Annotated in this window: 23 protein-coding genes; 9 read left to right on the top strand and 14 right to left on the bottom strand. The window is 72.8% G+C overall.

Annotated features, from left to right (window positions below):
• Window positions 1-70 precede the first annotated feature (70 nt).
• Entirely contained in the window at window positions 71-619 is a 549-nt protein-coding gene (locus ACIPPS_RS20385) for a bacterial proteasome activator family protein (RefSeq protein WP_401433814.1), read from the top strand.
• 216 nt (window positions 620-835) lie between these two features.
• Here ACIPPS_RS20385 and ACIPPS_RS20380 read toward each other — a convergent pair whose 3' ends face one another.
• The 7 genes from ACIPPS_RS20380 to pdhA form a co-directional block, all read right to left on the bottom strand.
• Window positions 836-1825 (bottom strand): NAD(P)H-quinone oxidoreductase, encoded by a 990-nt coding sequence (locus ACIPPS_RS20380; RefSeq protein WP_401433812.1) that lies wholly within the window; start codon window positions 1823-1825, stop codon window positions 836-838.
• 10 nt (window positions 1826-1835) lie between these two features.
• The gene (locus tag ACIPPS_RS20375; protein ID WP_401434640.1) at window positions 1836-2894 is read right to left on the bottom strand and encodes a potassium channel family protein; all 1059 of its coding nucleotides are present in this window, start codon (window positions 2892-2894) and stop codon (window positions 1836-1838) included.
• Between the two features lie 20 nt (window positions 2895-2914).
• On the bottom strand, window positions 2915-4372 hold the full coding sequence (locus ACIPPS_RS20370; protein WP_401433810.1) for a molybdopterin molybdotransferase MoeA: 1458 nt from the start codon (window positions 4370-4372) through the stop codon (window positions 2915-2917).
• Window positions 4369-5238: an NTP transferase domain-containing protein gene (locus tag ACIPPS_RS20365; protein WP_401433807.1), complete on the bottom strand. Its 870-nt coding sequence runs from the start codon at window positions 5236-5238 to the stop codon at window positions 4369-4371. The genes ACIPPS_RS20370 and ACIPPS_RS20365 overlap by 4 nt, the downstream gene beginning before the upstream one ends.
• A 574-nt stretch (window positions 5239-5812) precedes the next feature.
• Window positions 5813-7231 (bottom strand): dihydrolipoamide acetyltransferase family protein, encoded by a 1419-nt coding sequence (locus ACIPPS_RS20360; RefSeq protein WP_401433804.1) that lies wholly within the window; start codon window positions 7229-7231, stop codon window positions 5813-5815.
• On the bottom strand, window positions 7231-8259 hold the full coding sequence (locus ACIPPS_RS20355) for an alpha-ketoacid dehydrogenase subunit beta (RefSeq protein ID WP_401433802.1): 1029 nt from the start codon (window positions 8257-8259) through the stop codon (window positions 7231-7233). The genes ACIPPS_RS20360 and ACIPPS_RS20355 overlap by 1 nt, the downstream gene beginning before the upstream one ends.
• Window positions 8259-9419, bottom strand: a complete 1161-nt coding sequence (pdhA, locus tag ACIPPS_RS20350) for a pyruvate dehydrogenase (acetyl-transferring) E1 component subunit alpha (protein WP_401433799.1) — start codon at window positions 9417-9419, stop codon at window positions 8259-8261. The genes ACIPPS_RS20355 and pdhA overlap by 1 nt, the downstream gene beginning before the upstream one ends.
• A gap of 192 nt (window positions 9420-9611) precedes the next feature.
• On the opposite strand from pdhA, the gene ACIPPS_RS20345 reads away from it, so the two are divergent.
• On the top strand, window positions 9612-10121 hold the full coding sequence (locus tag ACIPPS_RS20345; protein ID WP_401434638.1) for an Lrp/AsnC family transcriptional regulator: 510 nt from the start codon (window positions 9612-9614) through the stop codon (window positions 10119-10121).
• A gap of 236 nt (window positions 10122-10357) precedes the next feature.
• Here ACIPPS_RS20345 and ACIPPS_RS20340 read toward each other — a convergent pair whose 3' ends face one another.
• Together ACIPPS_RS20340 and ACIPPS_RS20335 are read right to left on the bottom strand one after the other, a co-directional pair.
• Complete coding sequence (locus ACIPPS_RS20340; RefSeq protein WP_401433796.1) at window positions 10358-10951, bottom strand: TetR/AcrR family transcriptional regulator; 594 nt, start codon at window positions 10949-10951, stop codon at window positions 10358-10360.
• Window positions 10948-12570 carry a 3-hydroxyacyl-CoA dehydrogenase gene (locus ACIPPS_RS20335; protein WP_401433793.1) on the bottom strand — a complete coding sequence of 541 codons (1623 nt, stop codon included), beginning with the start codon at window positions 12568-12570 and terminating at the stop codon, window positions 10948-10950. Before ACIPPS_RS20335 ends, ACIPPS_RS20340 begins: the two co-directional genes overlap by 4 nt.
• A gap of 189 nt (window positions 12571-12759) precedes the next feature.
• Here ACIPPS_RS20335 and paaN point away from each other — a divergent pair, with 189 nt between their 5' ends.
• Window positions 12760-14469 (top strand): phenylacetic acid degradation protein PaaN, encoded by a 1710-nt coding sequence (gene paaN, locus ACIPPS_RS20330; RefSeq protein WP_401433791.1) that lies wholly within the window; start codon window positions 12760-12762, stop codon window positions 14467-14469.
• 10 nt (window positions 14470-14479) lie between these two features.
• Here the strand turns inward: paaN and ACIPPS_RS20325 are convergent, their stop codons facing one another.
• Genes ACIPPS_RS20325 through ACIPPS_RS20315 form a run of 3 tightly spaced genes read right to left on the bottom strand, consistent with a single transcriptional unit; the run spans window position 14480 to window position 17153 of the window.
• Window positions 14480-15142, bottom strand: coding sequence for a TrmH family RNA methyltransferase (locus tag ACIPPS_RS20325; RefSeq protein ID WP_401433789.1), 663 nt, complete (start codon window positions 15140-15142; stop codon window positions 14480-14482).
• Window positions 15139-16416 (bottom strand): HTTM domain-containing protein, encoded by a 1278-nt coding sequence (locus ACIPPS_RS20320; RefSeq protein WP_401433786.1) that lies wholly within the window; start codon window positions 16414-16416, stop codon window positions 15139-15141. The genes ACIPPS_RS20325 and ACIPPS_RS20320 overlap by 4 nt, the downstream gene beginning before the upstream one ends.
• Window positions 16413-17153, bottom strand: a complete 741-nt coding sequence (locus tag ACIPPS_RS20315; protein ID WP_401433784.1) for a DUF5819 family protein — start codon at window positions 17151-17153, stop codon at window positions 16413-16415. Before ACIPPS_RS20315 ends, ACIPPS_RS20320 begins: the two co-directional genes overlap by 4 nt.
• A 113-nt stretch (window positions 17154-17266) precedes the next feature.
• On the opposite strand from ACIPPS_RS20315, the gene paaA reads away from it, so the two are divergent.
• The 6 genes from paaA to ACIPPS_RS20285 all read left to right on the top strand — a co-directional run bounded on the left by paaA (window position 17267) and on the right by ACIPPS_RS20285 (window position 22182).
• A complete protein-coding gene (gene paaA / locus ACIPPS_RS20310; protein WP_401433782.1) occupies window positions 17267-18304 on the top strand; it encodes a 1,2-phenylacetyl-CoA epoxidase subunit PaaA in 1038 nt (345 codons plus the stop codon).
• Window positions 18301-18588 (top strand): 1,2-phenylacetyl-CoA epoxidase subunit PaaB, encoded by a 288-nt coding sequence (paaB, locus tag ACIPPS_RS20305; protein WP_401433778.1) that lies wholly within the window; start codon window positions 18301-18303, stop codon window positions 18586-18588. Before paaA ends, paaB begins: the two co-directional genes overlap by 4 nt.
• A gap of 53 nt (window positions 18589-18641) precedes the next feature.
• Window positions 18642-19382: a 1,2-phenylacetyl-CoA epoxidase subunit PaaC gene (paaC, locus tag ACIPPS_RS20300; RefSeq protein ID WP_401434636.1), complete on the top strand. Its 741-nt coding sequence runs from the start codon at window positions 18642-18644 to the stop codon at window positions 19380-19382.
• Window positions 19376-19876 carry a 1,2-phenylacetyl-CoA epoxidase subunit PaaD gene (gene paaD, locus ACIPPS_RS20295; protein ID WP_401433775.1) on the top strand — a complete coding sequence of 167 codons (501 nt, stop codon included), beginning with the start codon at window positions 19376-19378 and terminating at the stop codon, window positions 19874-19876. The genes paaC and paaD overlap by 7 nt, the downstream gene beginning before the upstream one ends.
• Window positions 19877-20965 carry a 2Fe-2S iron-sulfur cluster-binding protein gene (locus ACIPPS_RS20290; RefSeq protein ID WP_401433772.1) on the top strand — a complete coding sequence of 363 codons (1089 nt, stop codon included), beginning with the start codon at window positions 19877-19879 and terminating at the stop codon, window positions 20963-20965. It begins immediately after the preceding gene.
• An 83-nt stretch (window positions 20966-21048) separates the two neighbouring features.
• Window positions 21049-22182, top strand: a complete 1134-nt coding sequence (locus ACIPPS_RS20285) for an acyl-CoA dehydrogenase family protein (RefSeq protein WP_401434633.1) — start codon at window positions 21049-21051, stop codon at window positions 22180-22182.
• A gap of 35 nt (window positions 22183-22217) precedes the next feature.
• On the opposite strand, the gene ACIPPS_RS20280 is transcribed toward ACIPPS_RS20285, so the two are convergent.
• Window positions 22218-22562, bottom strand: a complete 345-nt coding sequence (locus ACIPPS_RS20280; protein WP_401433770.1) for a rhodanese-like domain-containing protein — start codon at window positions 22560-22562, stop codon at window positions 22218-22220.
• A gap of 54 nt (window positions 22563-22616) precedes the next feature.
• The gene (locus ACIPPS_RS20275; protein WP_401434630.1) at window positions 22617-23411 is read right to left on the bottom strand and encodes a hypothetical protein; all 795 of its coding nucleotides are present in this window, start codon (window positions 23409-23411) and stop codon (window positions 22617-22619) included.
• Between the last annotated feature and the right edge of the window lie 123 nt (window positions 23412-23534).

Below are 23534 nucleotides of genomic sequence, written 5' to 3'. Positions count from 1 at the left end.
GGAGAAGGGTGGATCACCCTTCTCCAGGGGCACACCGTGTGGTGAGGCACGTGTGCGAGAGAATGGCGGCATGGAGATGCCGAGGAATGAACGGTCGCAGGAGACTCCCCAGGTCCTCATCGTGGGACAGGACGGGATGGCACTCGGCGGCGCTCAGGGTGACGACGAATCCCGCGAGGTCCCGGTGACGGAAATGGTCGAGCAGCCTGCGAAGGTCATGCGGATCGGCAGCATGATCAAGCAGCTCCTGGAGGAAGTACGCGCGGCTCCTCTGGACGAGGCGAGCCGTGTCAGGCTCAAGGACATCCACGCGAGCTCGGTGAAGGAGCTGGAGGACGGGCTCGCGCCCGAACTGGTCGAGGAACTGGAGCGGCTCTCCCTGCCGTTCACCGACGAGGCGATTCCGTCCGAGGCGGAACTGCGGATCGCGCAGGCCCAGTTGGTGGGCTGGCTCGAAGGCCTCTTCCACGGCATCCAGACGGCGCTGTTCGCCCAGCAGATGGCGGCCCGCGCCCAACTGGAGCAGATGCGACGGGCGCTCCCGCCGGGGGCGTCGTCCGACGATGACGACGACGAGCACGGCCGAGGCCACGCGGTCCGCTCGGGCCCCTATCTGTAGAGGCACCCGCAGAGGTCCGTCGGTCACCGAAGGCCCGGCACACGATGTGTGCCGGGCCTTTGGCGTGCCGGGCACGTGGTGCGTCCGGGCAGGTGGCGGGGCCTTGGGCGTGCCGGGCACGTGGTGCGTCCGGGCAGGTGGCGGGGCCTTTGGCGTGCCGGGCACGTGGTGCGTCCGGGCAGGTGTCCGGGCCTTGGGCGTGCCGGGTACGGAAGATCAGGCGGGCTGGGGCGCCAGGAGCAGGATCTTGCCGACGTGGGAGCCGGCCTCCAAGGCCCGGTGCGCCTCGGCGGCGTCCCGCATCTCCACCGTACGGTCGACCACCGCCCGTACCGTCCCGGATCCGATCAGCGGCCACACGTGCTCGCGCACCGCGGCGACGATGGCCGTCTTCTCCTGGAGCGGGCGGGCCCGCAGCGTGGTCGCGGTGATCGCGGCCCGCTTGGCCAGCAGCGCGCCGAGGTTCAACTCACCCTTCACACCGCCCTGCAGGCCGATCACGGCCAGTCGGCCGTTGACCGCGAGCGCCTTCACATTGCGCTCCAGGTACTTCGCCCCGACGATGTCCAGGATCACGTCGGCACCCGCGCCGTCCGTGGCCTTACGGAGTTCCTCGACGAAGTCCTGCTCGCGGTAGTCGATCAGGATGTCCGCGCCCAGCTCGGCGCAGCGCGCGAGCTTCTCGGGACCGCCCGCGGTGACCGCGACCTTCGCGCCGACCGCCTTGGCGAGCTGGATCGCCATCGTGCCGATGCCGCTCGCACCGCCGTGCACCAACAGCGTCTCGCCGGGGCGCAGATGGGCGATCATGAAGACGTTGGACCAGACCGTGCTGGTCACCTCGGGCAGCGCCGCGGCCGTGACCAGGTCCATGCCCTCCGGTACCGGCAGCAGCTGGCCGACGGGGACGACCACCTTCTCCGCGTACCCGCCGCCCACGAGCAGCGCACACACCTCCTGGCCGACCGACCAGCCGGAGACGCCCGGCCCGAGAGCGGCGATCCGGCCCGAACATTCGAGACCGGGGTACGGGGACGAGCCCGGCGGCGGGTCGTAGAAGCCCTGGCGCTGGAGCAGGTCGGCACGGTTGACGGCGCTCGCCACCACCTCGACGAGCACCTGGCCCTCGGCGGGCACGGGATCGGGCACCTCGGCCCAGACGAGGGCTTCGGGGCCGCCGGGTTCCGGAATCGTGATCGCATGCATGGCGGCGAGGCTACTCGGGCGGCGTGGACAGTGGAGTGACGGCCGCCGCGCGCACGATGGTGATCACACGGTCCGTCAACTGCAGCGGGCTGGCGGCCGGATCGTCGTAACCGAGCAGCCGGTGCCCGCGCAACACGCTGACCACCAGGTCCTCGGTCTCCCGCACGTGCTTGCCGACCTCGGACTTTATGACCGGCCGCTCCACCAGATCGAGGCCCGACCCCTGCTGGATCAGATCCTCCATCACCGTGCCGGCGCTGGGGCTGAGGACGGAGAGCCCGAGCAGCCGGCCGGCCGCGCTGGCGCTGGTGATCACGGCATCCGCACCGGACTGCCGCAGCAGGGGTGCGTTCTCCTCCTCCCGTACGGCGGCGACGATCTTCGCCCCCTTGTTGAGCTGCCGGGCGGTGAGCGCCACCAGGACGGCGGTGTCGTCGCGCTGGGTGGCGATGACGATCTGCCGGGCCTTCTGCACCTCGGCGCGGAGCAGCACGTCACTGCGGGTGGCATCGCCCAGAACGCCGACGAAGCCATCGGAGTTGGCCGTCTCGATCACCTTGGTGGAGGGATCGACGATGACGATCTGCTCCTTGCGCAGACCGGTCGCGCAGAGTGTCTGGATCGCGGAACGGCCCTTGGTGCCGAAGCCGACGACGACGGTGTGGTCGCGCAAGGTGGACCTCCAGCGGTTCAGCCGCCACTCCTCCCGGGTCCGCTCGGTGAGGACCTCGAGAGTGGTGCCGACCAGAATGATCAGAAACAGCACGCGCAGGGGCGTGATCAGCAGGATGTTGACCAGCCGCGCGGAATCGCTGTACGGGACGATGTCGCCGTAGCCCGTGGTGGAGAGGGTGACGGTCGCGTAGTAGGCGCAGTCGAGGAAGTCGAGGGTCTCGTCGGCGTTGTCGTGATAGCCCTCGCGGTCCAGATAGACGATGAGGGTCGTCACGGCGAGCACGCTCAGCGCCATCATCAGCCGCTTGGCGACCTGCCGCAGGGGCTTCTCGACGACCGGCCGGGGCATGCGGATGCGGGTGGGGGACAGCTTCTCGTCGGCGTGTCGGGCCATGACGTCACGGCTGGGAAGTTTCACGTGAAACACCCTCCTTCCGCACGAAGGTTTCCGGGCCCGGGGAGTCCGGTCGGGGGTGGGGACGCGGGCCTCGGGAGTGAGCTCGGCCAGGGGAGGTCGAGGACCTCCACTTCGTCGCCGGGGCGCGCGCCACCGGGCGGGACGACGGCCATCCCCTCCGCCGCCGCGATCCCCCGGAGCATCGCGGGCCCGTGGTAGCGCAGGGGAACGACCTGCTCGTCGCGGTGGACGACCGGGACGAGCCGGGTGTCGTGAGGATGTCCCTGCACCTCGTCCGCGATGAGGCCTCGATACGGCGGCGGCATCGGGGTGGCGCCCGCGAGGGCGCGGAGCAGCGGCTCGGCGAGGGTGAGCAGGCCCGAGACGGCGGCCAGGGGGTTGCCGGGGAGCCCGACGAGGTGACGGTCGCCGTCGAGACGCGCGAGCACCATCGGGTGACCGGGGCGGACCTTCACGCCGTCGACGAGCAGGGTCGCTTCCGCCTTGGCGAGCACGGGGTGGACGTGGTCGACGGGGCCCGAGGCCGTGCCGCCGGTGGTGATCACCACATCGGCCACGGAGCCGGTGACGGCCGTCGCGAGGGCGTCGGCGTCGTCGCCGATCCTCCGGGTGGCGAGCACCTCGGCGCCCAGCGCGTCGAGCCAGGGACCGAGCATGGGGCCGAGGGCGTCCCGGATCAGCCCGTCGTGGGGGAGTCCGGCGGTCAGCAGCTCGTCACCGAGGACGAGGACCTCCACGCGAGGGCGGGCCGGGGTCGGCAGCTCGTCGTACCCGGCGGCCGCCGCGAGGCCGAGGACGACAGGGGTCACCTGGGTCCCGGCGGGCAGCAACCGGTCACCGGCACGGCATTCCTGTCCCCGGGGGCGGATGTCCTGGCCGGGCACGACCTCGCGCCGGGCATGCAGATGACCGGTCGCGTCGGTGCGGGCGTGCTCGCTGCGGATGACCGCCGTGGTCTCGCGCGGTACGCGGGCTCCGGTGGCGATCCGGACGGCCGTACCGTCCTGCAGCGGGGCGGCGGGGGCGTCGCCGGCGAGCAGCGCCTCCTCGCGTCCTTCCGCACCGTCGGCGCGGATCACCCAGGGGCCGGGCCCGGCGACCGCCCAGCCGTCCATGGCCGAGGTGTCGAAGGACGGCAGATCGGTGAGCGCGTGGAGCGGCTCGGCCAGCACCTGGCCCAGCGCCTGGTCGAGAGGCGTACGCAGGGGTGGGCGCGCGGCGCCCACGGCGGCGCCGGCCCGTGCGGCGAGGGCGCGTGCGGCGGGCCAGGCGGTGGCGCGGTGGGGTTCATCGGGGGCGGAGGAGGAGGCGGACGCGGATGCGGACGTGGATGCGGACGTGGATGCGGATGCGGATGCGGATGCGGACCTGGGATCGGCGCCACGCTGCGGGGCGACGAGGGCGAGGACCTCGTCCACGCCGTCGTCGTCGTCGCCTACGTCGTGGGGCCTCATCCGGCCGTGTCCCGCTCCGCTTCGGCGGCCCAGCGGTTGGCGAGAGCGGCCGCCCTGCGCGACGCCTCCGCGACGGCCTCGGGTCCATCGGCCGTGCCCGCAGCGGCGGCCTGCGCGGCCGCGTACCCGACCAGGAAGGTGGTCAGCGGCGCGGCGGGGCGGGCGACACCGTGAGCGGCGTCCCTTGCGAGATCGAGCAGGACGCCGGTGTCCACGTCGATCTCGATGCCCAGCTCGTCCTTGACTGCGGTGATCCATTCGTCCAGCACGTTCCCATGCTCCCTGATCCGGGCCCGGGCCGCGGCGATGTCCTCCCAGGTGTCGCAGTCGAAGGAGGCGAGGGGGCCTGCGGTGACCCGGACGACCCGCAGCCCCTGGGTGAGCAGACGCAACGGGAGCCCGGAGAGGGAGCCGTGCGTGGTGACGAGGTGAGCGAGTTCACGGCGGAGGGCGTCGGTGCGGTAGGCGGCGACGAGCGGCTGGTCGCGGCCGTCGGCGTCGACGAGGAGGGCCGCGTCGACGTCGGGGGCGGCGGTCAGGGCGTCGAGGAGCCGTCGGCCGGTCTCCTCGTCGAGGAACGGCAGGTCGGCGGAGAGGACGAGCACGGCCCCGGCCGCGACATCGCGCACCCCGGCACCGAGCGCGGCCAGCGGTCCCCCGCCGGGCGGCTCCTCCCTGGCCCACACGACGGGCCGCACGGTCGCCCGCCGCCCCCCGACGACCACGGTGCGCCCGGCCCCCCGGCACCCGGCGAGCACCCGGTCGAGCAGCGCCCGCCCGCCGACGCGTACGCCGGGCTTGTCCACCCCACCCAACCGCTTGGCGGCCCCACCGGCCAGCACGACGGCGTCATACAAGGTCGTCACCCCAGCAGTATGAGCCGCCCCCACCCCCAGAACCCCCAGCCGTCTCAGGGAAGGAGACGATCCGTAGCCAGCGGGCGCGAAAGGGGGCTGGACGCCTGCCCACAGAGAAGCCCGGTGACGCCGACCAGGACACGGCAGCCACTGGACGGTCAGGCGACGGTTGGAGCCGCCTGCCGGGCGCAACAGGCGTGCCCGGCACGCGGCACTGAGGCACGGACCGCGGCAGCCAGCTCACCGACCCCCGGTAGGCGCCGACCTCGGCAGGCGGCTCACCGACCCCCGGTGGGCCCCGACCTCGGCAGGCGGCTCACCGACCCCCCGGTAGGCGCCGCGATTCGGCAGCCAGCTCACCGCCCCCCGTGGGCGCCGACCTCGCAGCCAGCTCACCGAACCCCGGTGCGCGCCGACCCGGGCCGGCCGACACGGCCGCCGGGCGTTCAGGGCCCGGCGGCCGGGGCCCCTGCGGGCCAGAGCGCAAGCGCCGAGCCCTGCCGGGGTGGGCGCGCGGCCGGGCTCGGCAGCGGAAGCGCCCCCGGCTGACGGGCGGGGCGCCGGGCGCCCGCCGCCCCGCCCGTCAGAGCGTGCGGAGGAGGATCGCCGGGTGTTCGACGCAGTCGGCCACGTAACGGAGGAAGCCGCCCGCCGTGCCTCCGTCGCAGACCCGGTGGTCGAAGGTCAGCGACAGCTGGACGACCTGGCGGACCGCCAGTTCACCTTCGTGGACCCACGGCTTGGGGATGATCCGGCCCACGCCGAGCATCGCCGCCTCCGGATGGTTGATGATCGGCGTGGAGCCGTCCACCCCGAACACCCCGTAGTTGTTCAGCGTGAACGTCCCACCGGTCAGGTCCCCCGGCGTCAGCTTCCCCTGCCGCGCCGACTCCGTCAGCCGCGCGAACTCCTCCGTCAGCGACTCCACCGTCCGCGTGCCCGCGTCCCGGACCACCGGAACGACCAGACCGCGCTCGGTCTGCGCCGCGAACCCGAGGTGCACGGCAGGCAGGCGGACGATCTCCCGCGCGGCCGTGTCGACCGTGGAGTTGAGCTCCGGGTGGCGGGCGAGCGCATGGGTGCAGATCCGGGCGAGCAGCGCGAGCAGCGAGACCTTCGGGCCACCTGCGGCGTTCATCGCGGCCCGCGCCGCCATGAGTTCGGTCGCGTCGGCGTCCACCCAGCAGGTCGCGTCCGGGATCTCCGTACGGCTGCGGGAAAGCTTGTCGGCGACGGCCCCACGGACGCCGCGCAGCGGCACCCGCTCACCTCCGGCCACAGCCGTCCCGTCGGCCACGACGGCCGGAGCCGGACCCGCGGCGGCGGTCCCGGCGGCGGCCAGGGCGGACTCCACGTCGGCCCGCAGGATCAGCCCGTCCGGGCCCGATCCCCGTACCTCCCGCAGGTCGAGCCCCTTGTCCCGCGCCAACTTCCGCACGAGAGGCGAGATCACCGGCACGGGCCCCTCAGAAACCACCGGAGCCGGAACCGAAGCCGGAACCGGAACCGAAGCCGGAACCGGGACCGCCGCAGAAGCCGGCACCGCAGCCGAAGCCTGCGCCGCGACCGAGGCCGGCACCGCAGCCGAAGCCGACGCCGGGCTCTCGCGCCGCACCCGGCGACGCCTGGCCGCCGGTCCGGCCGTGCCGTACCCGACGAGCACGTTGCCGGAGTACTCCGAGGACTCGGCCGCCTCGGGGTCCGCAGACCCCGTCACCGCCCCCGCCGAACCTGAGGCACCCGACGTCCCCGACGTACCGCCGACCGCGACCGTCAGCAGCGGCGCTCCGACCGGCAGTTCCGTGCCCTCCTCGCCGAAGCGGGCGGTCACCACACCCCCGTACGGGCACGGCACCTCCACCATCGCCTTGGCGGTCTCCACCTCCACCACCGGCTGGTCGATGGCGACGACATCGCCCACGTTCACCAGCCAGCGCACGATCTCCGCCTCGGTGAGCCCCTCGCCGAGGTCGGGCAGCTTGAACTCGAGCACCTGTGCCATCAGTTCCCCGCCTCCCACTGCAACCGCGCCACCGCGTCGAGGATCCGGTCCACGCCCGGCAGGTGGTGCCGCTCCAGCATCGGCGGCGGGTACGGGATGTCGAAGCCGGCGACCCGGAGGACCGGCGCCTCCAGATGGTGGAAACAGCGCTCGCTCACCCGCGCCGCGATCTCCCCGCCCGGCCCGCCGAACCCGGCCGACTCGTGCACGACGACGGCGCGCCCGGTGCGCCGCACCGACGCGCAGACCGTCTCCTCGTCGAACGGCACCAGCGAGCGCAGATCGACCACCTCCAGGTCCCAGCCCTCGGCCCGCGCGGCCTCCGCCGCCTCCAGGCAGACCGGCACGGACGGCCCGTACGTGATCAGCGTCGCGCTGCGCCCGGCGCGCCGCACCACGGCCTTGCCGATCGGCTCCACCGGCGTCGGCGCCTCGGGCCGCCAGTCGGCCTTCGACCAGTAGAGCCGCTTGGGCTCCAGGAAGACGACCGGGTCGTCGGAGGCGATCGCCGCCCGCAGCAGCCCGTAGGCGTCCTCGACCGTGGCCGGGGTCACGACATGGAGCCCGGGGGTCGCCATGTAGTACGCCTCGGAGGAGTCGCTGTGGTGCTCCACACCGCCGATGCCACCGCCGTACGGCACACGGATCACCAGCGGCATCGGCATCGCGCCGCGCGTGCGGTTCCGCATCCGGGAGACATGGCTGATCAGCTGCTCGAACGCGGGATAGGCGAAGGCGTCGAACTGCATCTCGACGACCGGCCGCAGCCCGTACATCGCCATGCCGACGGCCGTCCCGAGGATGCCGGCCTCGGCCAGCGGGGTGTCCGTGCAGCGGTCCTCGCCGAACTCCTTGGCGAGCCCGTCGGTGACCCGGAAGACGCCGCCGAGCGTGCCGACGTCCTCCCCCATGACGTGGACCGTCGGGTCCTCGGCCATCGCGTCGCGCATCGCCCGCTGGAGCGCCTGCGCCATGGTGGCGGGCTTGGCGGCGACCGCCTTGGCCGCCGTCTTCTGCGCGGTGGTCATCACGCCTCGCTCTCGGCGTCGAGCTCGGCCCGCAGCTGCGCGGCCTGCTCGCGCAGTTGTGCCGTCTGCTCGGCGTAGACGTGCGCGAACAGATCCATCGGATCCAGGACCGGCTCGGCGTTCATCCGCTCGCGCAGCTGCGCCGCCATCGTCTCGGCGGCCTCGGCCGCCGCCCGCCTGCCGTCCTCGTCGAGCAGGCCACGCTCCGTCAGCTCCCGCTCCAGGAGCAGGATCGGGTCGTGCGCCCGCCAGGCCTCGACCTCGCTGTCCCCGCGGTAGCGGGTCGCGTCGTCGGCGTTGGTGTGGGCGTCGATCCGGTACGTGACGGCCTCGACCAGCGTCGGTCCGCCGCCCCGCCGCGCACGGGTCACGGCCTCGGTCAGCACCTGGTGGACGGCGACGGCGTCGTTGCCGTCGACGAGCCGGCCCGGCATGCCGTAGCCGACGGCCTTGTGGGCCAGCGAGGGGGCCGCGGTCTGCTTGGCGAGGGGCACGGAGATCGCGAAGCCGTTGTTCTGCACGAGGAAGACCACGGGGGCCTGCCAGACGGCCGCGAAGTTCAGCGCCTCGTGGAAGTCGCCCTCGCTGGTGCCGCCGTCACCGACCATGGCGAGAGCGACCACGTCGTCGCCCTTGAGACGGGCCGCGTGCGCGAGGCCCACCGCGTGCGGCAGCTGGGTGGCGAGAGGGGTGGACAGCGGGGCCACGCGGTGCTCGCGCGGGTCGTAGCCGGTGTGCCAGTCGCCGCGCAGCAGCGTCAGCGCCTGCACCGGGTCCAGGCCGCGGGCGACGGCCGCGAGGGTGTCGCGGTACGAGGGGAAGAGCCAGTCCCGCTCCTCCAGGGACAGCGCGGCCGCGACCTCGGCGGCCTCCTGCCCGGTGGTCGACGGGTAGACCGCCAGCCGGCCCTGCTTGGTGAGCGCCGTGGCCTGCGCGTTGTACCGGCGGCCGCGGACCAGCTCCGCGTACAGCCGCCGCAGCAGCTCGGGGTCGGTGTCGGCCGCCGCGTCCGTGCCGAGGACCCGGAAGGGCTCGGCGTCGGGCAGCAGCGGGGCGGGGTCGGTGCGCGGCTTCCACGCCGGGGGCGGGGTGGGCCGGTAGGCGGTCGAAGCACCGGGCGGCTCTTGGACTGTCGAACTGCGCTGTTGCAACGAGTCCACCTCCTCGTGGGAGCGGGCACAAGACCCGAAGGCGGGTGGCGCGAATGTGGTGCGCCTCACCTACCGATTGTTCGGTCGTGGATCCATTTTGGCTACAGGCGCCCTCAGCCTGTGGACAATCGGTTCTCCACAGCCTGGGATGGAGGCATGTCGTCCATGGATGAGAGGTGGGGGGACATGGCGGATGAACAAATGGCCGACGGCTGGGAGCAGACCCTGGCCCAGAGCCCGGCCGGTGTGCCGCAGGGCCCGCCGGCCCGCCCGCTCGACGCGATCGACCGGGACATCCTGCGCATCCTGCAGACGGACGGTCGCGCGTCGATACGCTCCGTGGCCGAACGGGTGCACGTCTCCCGCGCCAACGCCTACGCGCGGATCAACCGGCTGATCGACGACGGCGTGATCCGCGGCTTCAGCGCCCGGGTCAACCACGAGCGCGCGGGCCAGGGCGCCTCGGCGTACATCACGCTCAAGATCGTCCAGAACTCCTGGCGGACTGTGCGCGAGCAGCTCCAGGCGCTGCCCGGAGCCGCGCACATCGCCCTGGTCAGCGGGGACTTCGACGTGCTCCTGCTGGTGCACACGCCGGACAACCGGACGCTGCGCGAACTGGTGTTGACCAAGCTCCAGTCCATCCCGGAGGTGCTCTCCACGCGCACGCTGCTGGTCTTCGAGGAGACGGACCTCGACCCGGACCACTGACCGGCCCGGGCGGGCCCTGACAGCCCGGGCGGCGGCCCCCTGGCTGCCCGGGCGGCGGCCCCCTGGCTGCCCGGGCGGCGGCCCCCTGGCTGCCCGGGCGGCGGCCCCCTGGCTGCCCGGGCGGCTCCCCTGACGGCACAGGCGGAGGGCCCCCTGACAACCCGAGCGCCGGCCCCTGACGGCCCGGGCGAGCCTGTAGGCGCCCATCCGCGCCCACAGACACCGCCGAACGGGTCTCAGCGGGCCGTCCGCAGCCCGTCGAAGGCGAGGTGGACGACGGTGTCGGCGAGCTGCTCCCGCTCGGCGTGGGCGCCCGGCAGCGGCCGGTACCACTCCACCAACGAGTTGATCATGCCGAAGAGCAGCCGGGTGGCGAGCTTGATGTCCACGTCGGCCCGCAGGTCCCCCTCGGCCACGGCCGCCTTCAGCAGATCGGCCACCCTGTGGTCGAACTCGCGGCGCCGCTCCATGGCCCAGCGCTCGGTGTCCGTGTTCCCGCGGACCCGCAGCAGCAGCGTCACGTACGGCAGCTCGGCCATCAGCACCTCGACGGTGCGCCGGGTCACGTACTCGACCCGCTCGATGGCCCGCCCACGCCCGGCGCCCTGCTCGTCGAGGATCCCGAAGAGCCCGTCGAGCGCGCGGCTCACCGCGCGCCGCAGCAGCTCCTCCTTGCCCGCGACGTGGTGGTAGATCGAGGACTTGGAGATCCCCGCGGCCTTGGAGAGGTGCTCCATCGAGGTGCCGTCGTAGCCGCGCTCGTTGAAGACCCCGACGGCGACGGAGAGCAGCGTCTCCGGGGTGTAGGTGTCGCGCTTCGCGGTCGTCACGCCGTCGCCCCCTCGCCGGCCGCGTCCATGTCACGCCGGTCTGCGGCCGCCTGCTCCGCGGCGACGCGGCGGCGCAGGGCCTGCGAGGGCGCGTAGCGGCCCGTCGGGTACTCCTCGTGGAGGTGGAGAAGGGTCTCCAGGACCCAGCCCGGGCCCAGCTCCTCGGCCCAGGCGAGGGGACCGCGCGGATAGTTCACGCCGAGCCGCATCGCGGTGTCGACGTCGTCGGCGTCCGCCACCGCGCGCGTGGCGGCGTCGTACGCGAAGTCGGCGAGCATCGCGACCGTCCGGGCGACGATCATGCCGGGGACGTCCCGGATGACGCTGACCCTCTTGCCCGCGGCCTGGAAGAGACCGATCGCCTCCTGGAGGGAGGCGTCCTCGACGGTCGCCGCGGGCGCGAGGACGATCCGCTCGCAGGTGGCGAAGTCCAGCGCCAGGTCGATGTGGATCACCGGCATCTCGGCGTCGTCGGCGGCGGTGCCGTCGGCGAGGAAGAGCCGGGTACCACTGGGCAGCTCGAGCCAGCCCGGGTAGCCGGGCACCGCGTCGTCGGCGCGCTCGACGGCGATCCCGGACGCCTCGAAGAGCCCCACCAGCGCCTGCGCCTGGTACAGGTCCCCCTGGACCGTGACCGAGGCCGGCGGCGTGGCGAGCGGTGCGGTGTGCGGTGCGGGGGCCGGCGCGCCTTCCCCGTACGGGAACCAGCCGTGCCCGGACTTGCGGCCGAGCCGCGCCGACTCGACGAGGCGGCGCTGGGCGAGCGACGGGGTGAACTTGGGGTCCTGGAAGAAGGAGTCCCAGACGGACCGGGTGACGGCCTCGTTGACGTCCTGGCCGATGAGGTCGGTCAGCTCGAAGGGGCCCATCCGGAAGCCGCCGCTCTCGCGCAGGGCCGCGTCGATGGTGGCGGGGTCGGCCGCGCCCTCCTCGTACACGCGAAACGCCTCCGCGTAGAAGGGCCGGGCGATCCGGTTGACGATGAAGCCGGGGGTGTCGGCGCAGCGCACCGGCGTCTTGCCCCAGCTCTTGGCGGTCGCGTACGCGCGCGTGGCGGCCGATGCGTCGGTGGCGAAGCCGCTGACGACCTCGACGAGCGGCAGCAGCGGCGCCGGGTTGAAGAAGTGCAGCCCGACGAACCGTCCGGGCAGCCGCAGCCCTCCCGCGATCGCGGTGACGGAGAGGGAGGAGGTGTTGGTGGCGAGGAGGGTGTCGTCGCCGACGATCTTCTCCAGGTCGGCGAACAGCTGCTGCTTGACCGGGAGGTGCTCGACGATCGCCTCGACGACCAGCGCCGCGTCGGCCAGCTCCGTCAGCTCGGCCGCGGCGTGCAGCCGGCCCACGGCGGCGTCGCGCGCGGCCCCGTCGAGACGTCCCTTCTCGACCAGCCGGTCCAGCCGGGCGACGAGGGCGGTCACGGCCTCTTCGGCGCGGCCGGGAGCGCTGTCGTAGAGCCGTACGGGGTGTCCGGCGACGAGCGCGACCTGGGCGATTCCCTGGCCCATGGTCCCGGTGCCCACGACGGCGACGGTACGGCTCCGGTCGAGGGCGTCGGTGCCGGGATCCGGCGCCGTGGCCGGGGCGGCGTCCGGCGCGGAGTCGCTCACATTGGCGGTCATACGACTGATCCTCCCCGATGGGTTGTCCACAGCTTCGACAGACCCCCTTGTCCCGACCGATCGTTCGGTTACTCTAACTCTGTCCGCTCGTCCCTGCCCACCCGTCTTCCACGACCAGCCGTCGCGGAGGACCACGCGCAGTGCCGCACGCGCCGAACCGATCTAGCTCGACGAGGAGTTGGTCCCGCCATGGCCGCCGCTCAGCTGACCACCGACGCTCTGGCCGAGAAGCACCGGTCCACACTCGACCAGGCTCTCGACACCATCCGCACCCGTGCCTACTGGTCGCCGCACCCCGAGCACCCCAAGGCCTACGGCGAGAACGGCTCGCTGGACGCCGCCGCCGGTCTCGAGGCGTACAAGGCCCTGCTGAACACCCGCTTCGAGCTGGACCAGCCCGGCACGGACGGCTGGACCGGCGAGGAGACCTCGCCCTACGGCCCGGCGCTCGGCATCGAGTACCCGCACGCCGACATCGACGTCCTGCTGCCCGCGATGCGGGCCGGCATGGGCGCCTGGCGCGACGCGGGCGCCGAGACCCGTGCCCTGGTCTGTGTGGAGATCCTCGCCCGCATCTCCGCCCGCACGCACGAGTTCGCGCACGCCGTCATGCACACCAGCGGCCAGGCCTTCATGATGGCGTTCCAGGCCGGCGGCCCGCACGCCCAGGACCGCGGCCTGGAGGCCGTGGCGTACGCCTACGCGGAGCAGACCCGCACCCCCGGCGGCGCCGACTGGTCCAAGCCGCAGGGCAAGCGGGACCCGCTGGAGCTGACCAAGGCGTTCACCCCCGTCGCGCGCGGCATCGCCCTCGTCATCGGCTGCAACACCTTCCCGACCTGGAACGGCTACCCGGGCCTCTTCGCCTCCCTCGCCACCGGCAACCCCGTCCTGGTCAAGCCGCACCCCCGCGCCGTCCTGCCGCTGGCGCTCACCGTCCGCGTCGCCCGCGAGGTCCTCGCCGAGGCCGGTTTCGACCCGAACCTGGTCGCGCTGGCCGTCGAGCGGCGTGGCGAGGGCATCGCCAAGACCCTGGCCGTCCGCCCCGAGGTCCGGATCATCGACTACACCGGCTCCACCGCCTTCGGCGACTGGCTGGAGGCCAACGCACGCCAGGCGCAGGTCTACACGGAGAAGGCCGGCGTCAACACGGTCGTCGTCGACTCCACCGACGACTACAAGGGAATGCTGTCCAACCTGGCGTTCTCCCTCTCGCTGTACAGCGGCCAGATGTGCACCACCCCGCAGAACCTGCTGATCCCCCGTGACGGCATCACCACCGACGCGGGCCCCAAGTCGTACGACGAGGTCGTCACCGACCTGGCGTCGGCCGTCGGCGGCCTCCTCGGCGACGACGCGCGGGCGAACGCGCTGCTGGGCGCCCTGGTCAACCCGGACGTGAAGGCGCGTCTGGAGGCCGCCGCAGGCCTCGGCGAGGTGGCCCTGCCCTCCCGCGAGGTGGCGAACCCGGACTTCCCGGACGCTGTCGTCCGTACACCGGTCATCGTCAAGCTGGACGGCTCCCGGAAGCACTGGGACGGGGCCGACACGGACGCCGCCTACTTCTCGGAGTGCTTCGGCCCGGTCTCCTTCGCCGTCTCCGTCGACTCGACGGCCGACGCGCTGGAGCTGCTGCGGCGCACGGTCCGCGAGAAGGGCGCGATGACGGTCGGGGCGTACACCACGTCCCCCGACACCGAGCGCGCCGTCGAGGAGGTCTGCCTGGAGGAGTCGGCCCAGCTCTCGCTGAATCTGACGGGCGGGGTGTACGTCAACCAGACGGCGGCGTTCTCCGACTTCCACGGCTCCGGCGGGAACCCGGCGGCGAACGCGGCGCTGTGCGACGGAGCGTTCGTCGCCAACCGCTTCCGTGTGGTGGAGGTCCGCCGCCAGGCGTGATCCGGTCGGATCACGCGCCCGGGGTGATCTCCGCGTACCGCTGCACCCACGCGTGCATCGCGACCGCGGCGGCCGCCCCGGCGTTGATCGAACGGGTCGAACCGAACTGGGCGATCGAGCAGACCATCTCCGCGTGGTTCCGGGCCTCCTCCGTGAGGCCCGGGCCCTCCTGGCCGAAGAGCAGCACACAGCGACGCGGCAGGACGGTCCGCTCCAGCGGCACCGCGCCCGGCAGGTTGTCGATGCCGATGATCGGTACGCCCTCGGCGGCCGCCCACGCCGTCAGCGACTCGGTGTCGGGGTGGTGGCGCACGTGCTGGTAGCGGTCGGTGACCATCGCGCCGCGCCGGTTCCAGCGGCGCCGCCCGACGATGTGGATCTCCTTCGCCAGAAAGGCGTTGGCGGTCCGCACGACCGACCCGATGTTGAAGTCGTGGCCCCAGTTCTCCACCGCGACGTGGAAGTCGTGCCGCCGGGTGTCCAGGTCGGCGACGATCGCCTCCCGCGTCCAGTAGCGGTAGCGGTCGACGACGTTGCGCCGGTCCCCGCCGGCCAGCAGCTCCGGGTCGTAGCGCTCGCCGTCCGGCCAGGGCAGCGGATGCGGCCCCACGCCGACCTCGGGGGCGTACCCCTCGTCGTACTGGATCGGCTCGGACTGTTCAGCGGTGCTCACCCCACGAGGGTACGGGGGGCGGCCTCCTCGTCCGTACGGCGCTGGTCGGGCACCCCGCCGCGCGGCCGGGACAGCAGTCGGTCCCTGCCGCGCCCGGCCCGGGTGCCCAGCCACACCAGGAACGCGGTCGGCAGGAACACCGCGTCCGCGGAGATCATCGCCAGCGAGAAGAGCGGGAGCCCGAGCAGCACGGCGATGCCGGCGTGCTCCAGCATCATCGCCACCAGCAGCACGTTCTTGACCTTGCGGTTGAACAGGGCGAAGGGGAAGGCGACCTGGATCAGCACGGTGCCGTAGGTCAGCACCATCACCATCACGCCGCTGGATCCGAGCAGGTCGGAGAGGAGCGGCCAGGGCGAGAAGTAGTCCAGCTGGAGCGGGTAGTAGAGCGCGGTGCCGTCCTGCCAGCGGGAGCCCTGGATCTTGTACCAGCCGGCCGTCGCGTAGATCAGACAGACCTCGGCCATGATCACGACGAGGGCGGCGTTGTGCGTGAGGTTGGCGAGGACGTCGAGGAGGGTGCGCGGTTCGCCCGGGGCGTAGCGGCACACCACCCACCACAGCGCGTTGCCGAGCCAGAGCACCCACAGCAGTACCAGCAGCCAGGTCGTGCCGTTGGTGTCGGAGTAGTACGTGGCGGCGAGCAGGAAGCCGCCGAGCACCGTCCACAGCAGCGGCCCGACGAGATCTCCCCGCGCCTCGCCGCCGCTCTCAGGGCCGTCCTGGCGGGCGGCGGCCTCGCGGGCGTCCGGCCGCCGGGCCCGGCGGGCGTCGAGGGACCAGACCTGACCGCAGCGGGTCAGGACGAGGTAGATCGCGGCGAGGTGGATGACGTTGTCCCCGCCGTCCCCCACGAAGACGGAGCGATTCTGCAGGGACAGCACGCCGACCATGAAGACCACCGACATGGCGCGGGTGCGCCAGCCGAGGAGCAGCAGGAGGGCGGAGAGCAGGGCGAGCGCGTAGACGGTCTCGAACCAGATCGCGCTGTCGGACCACATGAGCACCGTGAACGCGTCGTTCTGGGCGATCAGCCGGCGGCCCATCCCCCACGCCCAGGGGCCGTCGGGGCCGTAGAGCTCGTGCCGGTGGGGCAGCTCGCGCAGCAGGAAGAGCAGCCAGGTGAGCGCGAAGCCGATGCGGACGATCGCCGTCTGGTACGGGCCGAGAGCCGCCGCCGTGACCCGCTGGACGCCTCGCGCGAGCCGCCGGTCGAAGGGCTCGGGGGAGTCGGGGAGGGCGTGCCCGGCGCCGGGTGTGGACGATCGGTTCATCGGCCGGCCTCCGTGCGGTCGTCCCGGGCCCCGCCCGGCAGATCGGCGACGCTCACCTTCCACCACGGCAGCTCCGTGCGGACGGGGTCCGTGTCCCTCTTCTCGGTGCTCCACGCCGGGGCGGGAACGGGGCGGGTGATCGAGCGGATCTGGATCCGCTCCACCGTGCCGCCGAGGTTCTGCCCGTCGAGGCGGAGCAGGACGATCCGGCGGATGTACTCCTCGGAGAGCCGGCCGCGCAGACCGTTGGGCCGGTGGTCGTCGGTGTGGGTGTTCACGTAGAAGTCCCATGCCCTGCGGAGCGCGTTCTGTTCGCTGTGGCTGGGCACGAGGCTGCCCCGGATCGCCTCCGCGTCCTGCGCGGTCAGATCGATCCAGCCGGTGGTGCGCGGGGCGCCGGGAGCCCCGGCGACCTCGGCGCGGGCCTGGACCGCGACGTTCTGCTGGAGCGGGTTGGGGGCGAAGAGCTTCCAGTTCTGCTCGAACTCGGGATAGATCCACTCGTCGACCGCCGCGCCGTGCTGCTTGGTCAGCGTGTTCGAGGGCGCGACGTGGAGGAACACCATCGCGAGGTGGACACAGGCGAAGACCGCGACAGCGGCGAGCGCGACCGCCGCGACGACCTGGTACGGAAGCGAGAGCGAGGCGATCCCGGCGCCCTGCCCGCGTCCCCCGGACGGCCCCGGTCCCGGCGCCGGCTGCTTCTCGTGTGCGCCCGCGTCGACCTGCGCTTCCATCCCGCCCCGATCCCGATCCGTCCACCCTCGGTCATCCACAGGGTTGACACCATACGGGCCGCCGACCGACCATTGAAGTCATTCAACCGAACGATCGGTCGGTAGGGGGTCCGATGACCGCAGGGACGGCAGCGACCGCAGTGACCGCGGACGCACAGGACGCGCGGGGCGCCGCGCACGGCACGCCGGACGCGGCCACGGCTGCGGCCGAGGCAGCGGAGCGGGCGGCCTACGAGGCGGTGTTCGACGCCGCCGTCGCCGCCGACGAGCGCATCGAGCCTCGCGACTGGATGCCGGACGCCTACCGGGCCTCCCTCGTCCGCCAGATGGCCCAGCACGCCCACTCCGAGATCATCGGCATGCAGCCGGAGGCCAACTGGATCACCCGCGCGCCCTCGCTGCGCCGCAAGGCCATCCTCATGGCCAAGGTCCAGGACGAGGCCGGCCACGGGCTGTATCTGTACAGCGCGGCGGAGACCCTCGGCACCAGCCGCGACGAGCTTCTCGACAAGCTCCACTCCGGCCGCCAGAAGTACTCCTCGATCTTCAACTACCCGACGCTGACCTGGGCCGACGTCGGCGCGATCGGTTGGCTCGTGGACGGCGCCGCCATTACGAACCAGGTCCCGCTCTGCCGCTGCTCCTACGGCCCGTACGCCCGCGCGATGGTCCGCGTCTGCAAGGAGGAGTCCTTCCACCAGCGCCAGGGGTACGAAGCGCTCCTCGCCCTCTCCCGGGGCACCGAGGCCCAGCACGCCATGGCCCAGGACGCGGTGAACCGCTGGTGGTGGCCCTCGCTGATGATGTTCGGCCCGCCCGACGACGCGTCGGCGCACTCCGCCCAGTCCATGGCCTGGAAGATCAAGCGCCACTCCAACGACGAACTGCGCCAGCGGTTCGTGGACATCGCCGTCCCCCAGGCCGAGGCCCTCGGACTCACCCTCCCCGACCCGGAGCTGCGGTGGAACGAGGAGCGCGGGCACTACGACTTCGGCCCCCTCGACTGGGCCGAGTTCCAGGACGTCCTCAAGGGCAACGGCCCCTGCAACGAGCAGCGGCTGGACCAGCGGCGCCGGGCCCACGAGGACGGGGCCTGGGTCAGAGAAGCAGCGGCGGCATACGCCGGAAAGCACGGGGAGGCACGGGCATGACCACCGATGGATGGCCCCTGTGGGAGGTGTTCGTGCGCTCGCGCCGCGGACTGTCCCACACCCACGCCGGCAGCCTGCACGCACCGGACGCCGAGATGGCCCTGCGCAACGCCCGGGACCTGTACACACGCCGCAACGAAGGCATCTCGATCTGGGTGGTGCCCTCCACCGCGATCACCGCCTCCTCGCCCGACGAGAAGGACCCCTTCTTCGACCCGTCGGCGGACAAGCCCTACCGCCACCCGACCTTCTACGAGATCCCCGAGGGGGTGAAGCACCTGTGACCCGGCCCCACGGCACGACCGCCGCCACCGACACGGCCGTATCCATCGGCACCATGCCTGTCTCCGCCGGCACGGCCGGCACCGCCGTGATCGCCGAAGCCGCCCTGGCCCTCGGTGACGACGCCCTGGTGCTCTCCCACCGGCTGGGGGAGTGGGCGGGCCACGCCCCCGTCCTGGAGGAGGAGGTCGCCCTCGCGAACATCGCGCTCGACCTGCTCGGCCAGGCACGCGTCCTGCTCTCCCTCGTCGGGGACGAGGACGAGCTGGCCTACCTCCGCGAGGAACGCGCCTTCCGCAACACCCAGCTCGTCGAACAGCCCAACGGCGACTTCGCCCACACCATCGCCCGCCAGCTCTACTTCTCCACCTACCAGCGGCTCCTGCACACCCAACTGGCGGCCGGGGACGGCCCGCTGAGCGGGCTCGCGGCCAAGGCCGTCAAGGAAGTCGCCTACCACCAGGACCACGCCGAACACTGGACCCTCCGCCTCGGCGACGGCACCCCCGAGAGCCACGACCGCATGCAGCGCGCCTGCGACGCCCTCTGGCGCTTCACCGGCGAACTGTTCCAGCCCGTCGAGGGCCTCGACGTCGACCACGAGACCCTGCGGACCGCCTGGCTCGAATCCGTCACCGCCGTCCTCGACAAGGCCACCCTCACCGTCCCGAGCGGCCCCCACACCGGCGGCTGGCGGGCGGGAGCCGGCCGGCAGGGCCTGCACACCGAGCCCTTCGGACGGATGCTCGCCGAGATGCAGCACCTGCACCGCAGCCACCCGGGGGCGACATGGTGACCACCATGACCGACCTGGAGCAGGAGCTGAGCCGGATCGCCGGCGCCGTCCCCGACCCCGAGCTGCCCGTGCTCACCCTCGGCGAGCTCGGAGTCCTGCGCGGCGTCCAGGTCCTCGGCCCCGGCCGCGTCGAGGTCGAACTGACCCCGACGTACACCGGCTGCCCCGCCATCGAGGCCATGTCCTCCGACATCGAGCACGCCCTGCACGAGCACGGCATCCCCGAGGTCTCCGTCGTCACCGTCCTCGCCCCCGCCTGGTCCACCGACGACATCAGCGACGAAGGACGGCGCAAGCTCGCCGAGTTCGGCATCGCCCCGCCCCGCCCCCAGGGCCCGGCCGGCGGCCCCGTCCCCCTCACCCTGGCCATCCGCTGCCCCCACTGCGGCTCCACCGAGACCGAACTGCTCAGCCGGTTCTCCTCCACCGCCTGCAAGGCGCTGCGCCGCTGCACGGCCTGCCGCGAACCGTTCGACCACTTCAAGGAGTTGTAGATGGTGTCCTCAGGCGCCGGCCGAACCGGGTTCCACCCGCTCCGGGTGAGTGAGGTCGAGCAGCTCACGGACGACTCGGTGGCCGTCACCTTCGCCGTCCCCGCCGAGCTGCGCGACGCCTACCGCCACACCCCCGGCCAGCACCTCGCCCTGCGCCGCACCGCACGGGACGGCGAGGAGATCCGCCGTACGTACTCGATCTGCGCACCCGCCGCGCCCACCGGCGAGGACCCCGTCCTGCGCGTGGGCATCCGGCTCGTCGACGGCGGAGAGTTCTCCACCTACGCCCTGAAGGAACTGGCCGTCGGCGACACCGTCGAGGTCATGGAACCCATGGGCCGCTTCACCCTCACACCCCGACCCGGCCACTTCGCCGCCGTCGTCGGCGGCAGCGGCATCACCCCGGTCCTGTCGATGGCCGCCACCCTCCTCGCCCAGGAGCCGGACGCCCGCTTCTGTCTCGTCCGCAGCGACCGCACCGCCTCGTCCACGATGTTCCTCGACGAGGTCGCCGACCTCAAGGACCGCTTCCCTGAGCGCTTCCAGCTCGTCACCGTCCTCTCCCGCGAGGAACAGCAGGCAGGCCTCCCCTCCGGACGCCTCGACCAGGAGCGGCTGACCGGCCTGCTCCCCGCGCTCCTGCCCGTCGAGGACATCGACGGCTGGTTCCTCTGCGGCCCCTTCGGCCTCGTCACAGCGACCGAACGCGCCCTGCGCGGACTCGGCGTCGACCGCTCCCGGATCCACCAGGAGATCTTCCACGTCGACGACGGCTCCGCCCCGGCCCCGGCCCCCACCACCACCGCACCCGTCCACGCCACGCTGACGGCCACCCTGCACGGCCGCTCCGGCAACTGGCCCGTCCAGGAAGGCGAAACGCTCCTCGAAACGGTGTTGCGCGCCCGCGCCGACGCCCCCTACGCCTGCAAGGGCGGCGTGTGCGGCACCTGCCGCGCCTTCCTCGTCGGCGGCGAGGTCCGCATGGACCGGAACTTCGCGCTGGAACCGGAAGAGACCGAAGCCGGATACGTCCTGGCCTGCCAGTCCCACCCGGCCACCCCCGACGTGGAGCTGGACTTCGACCGCTGACCGACCCCGCGCACCCATTCCCTTCCCCTAGAACCTGTTCTATCTTGACGATCCGTCAGGCAGGGCAACGGGAGGGCATGGCCGTGGACTTCACCTTCACCGAGGAACAGCAGGCTGCCGTCGAGGCGGCCAAGGCGGTCTTCTCCGGCGTCGCCCCCGACGCCGTACCGAGCCCCGCGCTCACCCCCGGAGCCGTCGCCGACGACTTCGACCGCCCGCTCTGGTCCCGCCTCGCCGACGCCGACCTGCTCAGCCTCGTACTCGCCCCCGAACACGGCGGCGCAGGCCTCGACACCACCGCCCTCTGCCTCGTCCTGCGCGAATCCGCCCGCGTCCTCGCCCGCGTCCCCCTCCTGGAGACCAGCGCGGTCGCGATGGCCGTCGAACGGTACGCCGACCCGCGCACCGCCGCCGCACTCCTCCCCCGCGTGGGCCGCGGCGAACTCGTCCTCACCGCCGCCTCCAACGGCCACACCGGCCACGACCCCGCCGAACTCGCCGTCACCGCCCGCCGCGACGGCACCGACTGGATCCTCGACGGCCTCCAGACCGCCGTCCCCTGGGCCCACGGAGCGGACAGGATCGCCGTCCCCGCGCACACCGGCGAAGGACGGACCGTCCTCGCCCTCGTCCCCCGCAGCCGGCCCGGTCTCACCCTCGCCGCACAGTTCTCCACCAGCGGCGAACTCCTCGCCGAACTACACCTGGACTCCGTACGCCTCGACAGCGCCGACGTCATCGACACCGACGGCGCCTGGGACTGGCTCCGCGGCGTCCTCGCCACCGGCACCTGCGCCCTCGCCCTCGGCCTCGGCGAGAACGTCCTCACCATGACGAGCCACTACACCGGCACACGCGAACAGTTCGGCCACCCCGTGGCCACCTTCCAGGCCGTCGCCGTCCAAGCCGCCGACCGCTACATCGACCTGCGCGCCATGGAAGTCACCCTCTGGCAGGCCGCCTGGCGCATCAGCAGCGGAGCAGGCGGCCCCCTGCCGCCCGCCGCGGACGTCGCCGTCGCCAAGATCTGGGCCTCGGAAGGCGTCCGCCGCGTGGTGCAGACCGCCCAGCACCTCCACGGCGGCTTCGGCGCCGACACCGACTACCCGCTGCACCGCTACCACGCCTGGGCCAAACAGCTCGAACTCGCCCTCGGACCGGCGGCCGCCCACGAAGAGGCCCTCGGCGACCTCCTGGCCGCCCACCCCCTCGGCTGACCCCACCCGGAACCGCGCCCCGAGCCGCGAACGGATCAGGCCACGAAGCCCGGAGCCCCGGCCTCCGTCACCACCGGCCGACCGGCCGCGTCCCAGGCGATCATGCCGCCGTCGACGTTCACCGCGTCGATCCCCTGCTGCACCAGATACTGCGTGACCTGAGCCGACCGGCCACCCACCCGGCACATGACGAACGCCCGACGCCCGTCGGCCACGGCCTCGGTCACCTCACCGAACCGGCCCACGAAGTCACTCATCGGCACGTGCAGCGCACCGTCGGCGTGCCCGGCCGCCCACTCGTCGTCCTCACGGACGTCCAGCACCAAGGCGTCGGCCGGCACGGAAGCCACGTCCACCGAGGGGAGCGGGGCGAAGTTCATGGGACAGGCCTTCTCTCGTACGTACGGCTCGAAGGGATCGAGCTCGGTGGAAACCTACTGCACCTGCCGCATCAGCGCGGCAAGCTCGGCCTCCCGCTCGGAGACCTGCGCGAGCAGCTGCTCGGCGATCTCCTCCAGGAGCCGATCGGGGTCGTCGGGCGCCATCCGCAGCATGGCGCCGATCGCGCTCTCCTCCAGCTCCCGAGCGACCAGCGTCAGGAGCTCCTTGCGCTGCGAGAGCCACTCCAGCCGCGCGTACAGCTCCTCGCTCTCGCTGAGCCGCTCCGGCTCCGGCACGGGACCGGCGGCCCACTCGGCGGACAGCTCGCGCAACAGCGTGACGTCACCGCGCGCGTAGGCCGCGTTCACCCGGGTGATGAACTCCTCGCGCCGCGCGCGCTCGTCCTCCTCGCGCGCCAGGTCGGGGTGGGCCTGCCGGGCCAGCTCGCGATACAGCTTGCGGGCCTCCTCGCCGGGCCGGACCCGCTTCGGCGGCTGCACGGGCTGCTCGGTCAGCATCGCCGCGGCCTCGGGGGAGAGCCCGTCCGAGTCGATCCAGTCGTGGAAGAGCTCCTCGACACCGGGCATCGGCATGACGACGGCCCGCGCCTCCTGCGCCCGTCGCAGATCCTCGGGATCCCCGGTCCGGGCGGCGCGCGCCTCGGCGATCAACGCGTCCAGCTCGTCGAGCCGCGCATACATCGGGCCGAGCTTCTGGTGGTGCAGCCGGGAGAAGTTGTCGACCTCGACACGGAAGGTCTCCACCGCGATCTCGAACTCGATCAGCGCCTGCTCGGCCACCCCGACGGCCTTCTCCAACCGGGCCTCAGGCCGCTCAGCCCCACCCACACCGGGGCTCGTACCCGCACCGGCGCCGACGGTGCCCTCACCCGCACCCACACCCGTGCCGGCGGCTTCGCCCGTACCGGCGCCCTCACCCGCGCCGGTACCGGTGTCCTCGCCCGTACCCTC

Source organism: Streptomyces sp. NPDC090127, assembly GCF_044746945.1.
Classification (GTDB): Bacteria; Actinomycetota; Actinomycetes; order Streptomycetales; family Streptomycetaceae; genus Streptomyces.
The sequence above is the reverse complement of the archived record's forward strand: the minus strand, read 5'-3'. Positions and strand labels throughout refer to the sequence as shown.

What these genes read in the sequence shown, in the direction of transcription:
- ACIPPS_RS20375 (WP_401434640.1), bottom strand. Translation starts at nt 2,894, where the DNA reads ATGGCCCGACACGCCGACGAGAAGCTGTCCCCCACCCGCATCCGCATG.
- paaB (WP_401433778.1), top strand. Translation starts at nt 18,301, where the DNA reads ATGACCACCGATGGATGGCCCCTGTGGGAGGTGTTCGTGCGCTCGCGC.
- ACIPPS_RS20345 (WP_401434638.1), top strand. Translation starts at nt 9,612, where the DNA reads ATGGCCGACGGCTGGGAGCAGACCCTGGCCCAGAGCCCGGCCGGTGTG.
- ACIPPS_RS20370 (WP_401433810.1), bottom strand. Translation starts at nt 4,372, where the DNA reads ATGAGGCCCCACGACGTAGGCGACGACGACGACGGCGTGGACGAGGTC.
- ACIPPS_RS20320 (WP_401433786.1), bottom strand. Translation starts at nt 16,416, where the DNA reads ATGAACCGATCGTCCACACCCGGCGCCGGGCACGCCCTCCCCGACTCC.
- ACIPPS_RS20315 (WP_401433784.1), bottom strand. Translation starts at nt 17,153, where the DNA reads ATGGAAGCGCAGGTCGACGCGGGCGCACACGAGAAGCAGCCGGCGCCG.
- ACIPPS_RS20380 (WP_401433812.1), bottom strand. Translation starts at nt 1,825, where the DNA reads ATGCATGCGATCACGATTCCGGAACCCGGCGGCCCCGAAGCCCTCGTC.
- paaN (WP_401433791.1), top strand. Translation starts at nt 12,760, where the DNA reads ATGGCCGCCGCTCAGCTGACCACCGACGCTCTGGCCGAGAAGCACCGG.
- ACIPPS_RS20335 (WP_401433793.1), bottom strand. Translation starts at nt 12,570, where the DNA reads ATGACCGCCAATGTGAGCGACTCCGCGCCGGACGCCGCCCCGGCCACG.
- ACIPPS_RS20280 (WP_401433770.1), bottom strand. Translation starts at nt 22,562, where the DNA reads ATGAACTTCGCCCCGCTCCCCTCGGTGGACGTGGCTTCCGTGCCGGCC.
- paaA (WP_401433782.1), top strand. Translation starts at nt 17,267, where the DNA reads ATGACCGCAGGGACGGCAGCGACCGCAGTGACCGCGGACGCACAGGAC.
- paaC (WP_401434636.1), top strand. Translation starts at nt 18,642, where the DNA reads ATGCCTGTCTCCGCCGGCACGGCCGGCACCGCCGTGATCGCCGAAGCC.
- ACIPPS_RS20355 (WP_401433802.1), bottom strand. Translation starts at nt 8,259, where the DNA reads ATGACCACCGCGCAGAAGACGGCGGCCAAGGCGGTCGCCGCCAAGCCC.
- ACIPPS_RS20290 (WP_401433772.1), top strand. Translation starts at nt 19,877, where the DNA reads ATGGTGTCCTCAGGCGCCGGCCGAACCGGGTTCCACCCGCTCCGGGTG.
- ACIPPS_RS20385 (WP_401433814.1), top strand. Translation starts at nt 71, where the DNA reads ATGGAGATGCCGAGGAATGAACGGTCGCAGGAGACTCCCCAGGTCCTC.
- paaD (WP_401433775.1), top strand. Translation starts at nt 19,376, where the DNA reads ATGGTGACCACCATGACCGACCTGGAGCAGGAGCTGAGCCGGATCGCC.
- ACIPPS_RS20360 (WP_401433804.1), bottom strand. Translation starts at nt 7,231, where the DNA reads ATGGCACAGGTGCTCGAGTTCAAGCTGCCCGACCTCGGCGAGGGGCTC.